General features: G+C 21.9%; 1 protein-coding gene. It reads left to right on the top strand.

What is annotated here, in order from left to right; translation table 11 throughout:
• Nucleotides 1-237: hypothetical protein (locus FVP33_RS19305; protein ID WP_222706818.1), on the top strand; the 237-nt coding region annotated here is incomplete at its 5' end.
• Nucleotides 238-251: the final 14 nt, after the last annotated feature.

Raw genomic sequence — 251 nt, forward strand, 5'->3', positions numbered from 1 at the left:
TTAAAGTTAAAAGCTATAAATAAAATTTACTTAAATAGAGGCCCAGGAAGCTTTGCAGGAATTAGAAATTCTTTATCCATTGTGAAAGCATTTAATTTAACTAATAATATTGATTATTATTGTTACAGCTTTCAAGATTTTAAAGGTGAGGAAGATATAAAATACGAAAATATCCCTGATTTGTGTGATAAATTTAATATTAAAAAAAATTTGATTAACCCTATTTATTTAATTTAAAATTATTTTATGTC

The sequence above is a fragment of the Lacisediminihabitans profunda genome, from assembly GCF_008040105.1.
Taxonomy (GTDB): Bacteria; Actinomycetota; Actinomycetes; order Actinomycetales; family Microbacteriaceae; genus Lacisediminihabitans; species Lacisediminihabitans profunda.